The following is a 3,029-nucleotide window of genomic DNA, read 5'->3' as shown; positions in this document are numbered from 1 at the left end:
GCCGTTGTTCACTCATAGGGAACCCCTCCTTGTTATTATCATCATATCCAAAAATGATGTTCGTTAAAGGGGTGTCCACTTTTTATTCTAGTTGCACACAGGCCCTTATTGCATGAAAATTTCGTGAATATCACATGCTTCTATGTAAATAAGAGCCTCTCAGTCCTCATAAGTCTTTAAAACGATGATTTTTGTATAATAAGGGCTTCTCAGTCCGTGAAACAATAGAAGAACATTATAATGAAACGTAATCAAAAGCAAAAGTACTTAGTTAAAAACATAAGGGGAATGCAGTTTTAGAGTGCACTGTCAGAAGTTCGAAGCGATGCATCGCACCCCGTCTATGAGAGGAAACCTTTCTTTTTGTAGAACAACATGATGGGCATTAGGTGAGACTTCATGGATACATCCCTATAGGAAAGAAAGGTTATAAGGGACGCAGCTAGGCATAAAGCACAATCTAAATGGGTTGTGCTATTTTAGTATGAAAAAAGGAGGAGTAAGCTTTCTAGTTAATATAATGATGATACAATAGCGATAAAGGCGTAAATCGTCTACAATCTACTTTAAGGCATTAATTTTTTGAAATGATGATTATCGGAAGGATGAATGATTAGTAGTGAATATTGAGTCTTTTTTTTCCGAGAATACTAAAAAAGCTCTTGAGAACAATCCGCCAGGTGAGTGGATGCCAGAAATGCCTAATAAATGTATTCGGCTTAGTTCTGGCTTTCCGGAGCCTTCTCTCGTACCTGTTACTGAGCTAAAGAAAGCAATTGTAGGTCTGCTTGAGGAGGAGGAGGATTTACCGCTCCATTATCTTGGAAGTCCAAGAATGGCTAATTTAAAGAGACAAATTCAAAAAAGGTTAGTAGAACGTCAAATTGATGTTTCTGAAGGAGAGTTATTGATCACATCTGGAGCTTGTCAGGCCATCGATTTAATTGCTCGTATTCTCATTACTGATGATACGACTGTAGCTATAGAAGCTCCAACGTATATGGAAGCTTTAGAAATTTTTCAAAATTACACTCATAATTTTATTAGTATACCTGTCGATCGGTACGGAATTCAAACACTGGAATTTGAAAAAATACTAGTAGAAAGGAAAGGTAAAGGTTTGCCTCTTCCGCGTTTTTTATATACCATTCCAACTTTTCAAAATCCTACAGGTACAACGATGACGTTACAGCGGAGGCAGCATTTATTGGAGCTTGCTTCAGAATATAATTTTCTTATTTTAGAAGATGATGCTTATGGAGAACTATTCTTTGATAAGTGTCTTCTGTCACTCAAAGCATTGGATAAAAAGGGGCGTGTACTTCACGTTGGTTCATTATCAAAAGTGGTAGCACCCGGACTACGTATTGGATGGGTAGTAGGTCCACAAAAATCCATAACGGCCTTAGCTTGGTTTAAAAAAGATTTAGATCATCCTTTTTCACAAGCGGCTATGGCTACATATCTAGACAACACAGATTTTCATTTACAGTTAAATGTCCTAAGGGGCAGATACAGGGCTAAGTGTGAAGTTTTAATTTCAGCTCTTGAAAAATTCCTTCCTAAATCGGTTTCGTGGCATATACCAGAAGGGGGTTACTTTTTATGGGTTAAGATTACAGGTGTAGATACGGGGGAATTATTAACAAAGGCGTTATTAGAAGGTGTTTCATTTGTTCCTGGTAAACACTTTTTCTTAGATCAAAAAGCCGGAAATGAGTTTCTTCGACTTTCGTTTAGTTATTCCAGTGAAAAAGAAATAGTTCAAGGAATTGAAAAGCTAGGTAAAGTTGTAAAGGGTTATTTCAAATAAATATTGAGTTATCTTGGGTTCACTACTAGTCTTAGTGTTAATTTTTTTGGACCAAGGCTAGAATCTTAATAAGGTATATTTAAAAGGAAGCTTTGAAGAGGCTTTTGGTACTTAGAAAAGACTTTTAGAGCTTTCTAGCAATTTCCTAATTCATTAAATGTTCAAAAATTTCGATTGGTAAGTATGATATAATCTAATTAGAAAGAGATAATAATAACATATAAGTTAACCCTTTAGGAGGCTCAACCATCAACGTTGGTTCCGTTAAAGGTAGGTTATAATAACGTAAAACCAATGGAGAATAATTGTGGTTAGAGGATAAGCATATTAACTTTAACAACAAGTTTATGGATTGAGCAAATGGACTATAGTAAGACAGTTAGAAAAATTCTGGTTGTGTCGTGATGTATGGTTAAAGGTAATTTCTAGTATGTGTATGTAAATAAACAGAAAGGAATTCAATTAACGTGCGGAACGAACAAACATCACTTATTCAAAATAAAACGTCATTTACCTCCTTTGAGTTGAAATCTCTATTTAAGTGAAGTAGTAAAAATGTGATGTTTTGAATGGTTGGGTCTCTTAAAGTGTTAACAATTTGAAAAAAACTAGCTTCTTTTAGCTAGTTTTTTTGTCTCTGATTTCGCAATTAGAAATGCTATAGTTGTATAAAATATTATTGTTTATGTAACTATATCTTAACTCCAAAGGGTGACTAAAATAAGTGTTAATATCTGATACAGGCGGTAAAGTTCTAGCGCTTTAATAATAAAGGAATTATGGACTCATTTAATGCGTTGTTCAGATATACCTCTTGAATTTTTTAGTTGCTTATGATAAATTTATACATCTGTCGACACAAAAAAAGAGGCATCCGACAGTTGCGCAGAATTAATATATATGATATAGTTATTCTTGTTGGTTAATTAATAGTGATGCTTTAAAGTGTCATATATCATAACAACATTTTAAAAAAACACTTGCTGATAATATTATATTGTGATATTATAAATCTTGTCGCTTTAACATGAGTCGAAAATAAGAAATTGCATTCAAAAAAAGTTATTGCGCAGAATTATTTATTGTGTTATAATGAATCTTGTCGTTAACAAACGACATATAAAAAGTTCTTTGAAAACTGAACAAAAAGCCAAGCGAAATAAATGAGATACATGATATCTCGTCAATGTTTTAAAAACGTCACGTTTGTGACAAT

The 3,029-nt window shown here is 33.8% G+C and carries 1 protein-coding gene; it reads left to right on the top strand.

The genetic code is table 11. The features are described 5' to 3' along the window. Nucleotides 1-619: 619 nt before the first annotated feature. Entirely contained in the window at nucleotides 620-1,813 is a 1,194-nt protein-coding gene (locus tag AC2VNP_RS20350) for an aminotransferase-like domain-containing protein (RefSeq protein WP_486919072.1), read from the top strand. Nucleotides 1,814-3,029 lie beyond the last annotated feature (1,216 nt).

The sequence above is a fragment of the Alkalihalobacterium sp. TH-98 genome (assembly GCF_057473385.1).
Note: the sequence above shows the minus strand (reverse complement) of the source record. Positions and strands in the feature narration are given on the sequence as shown.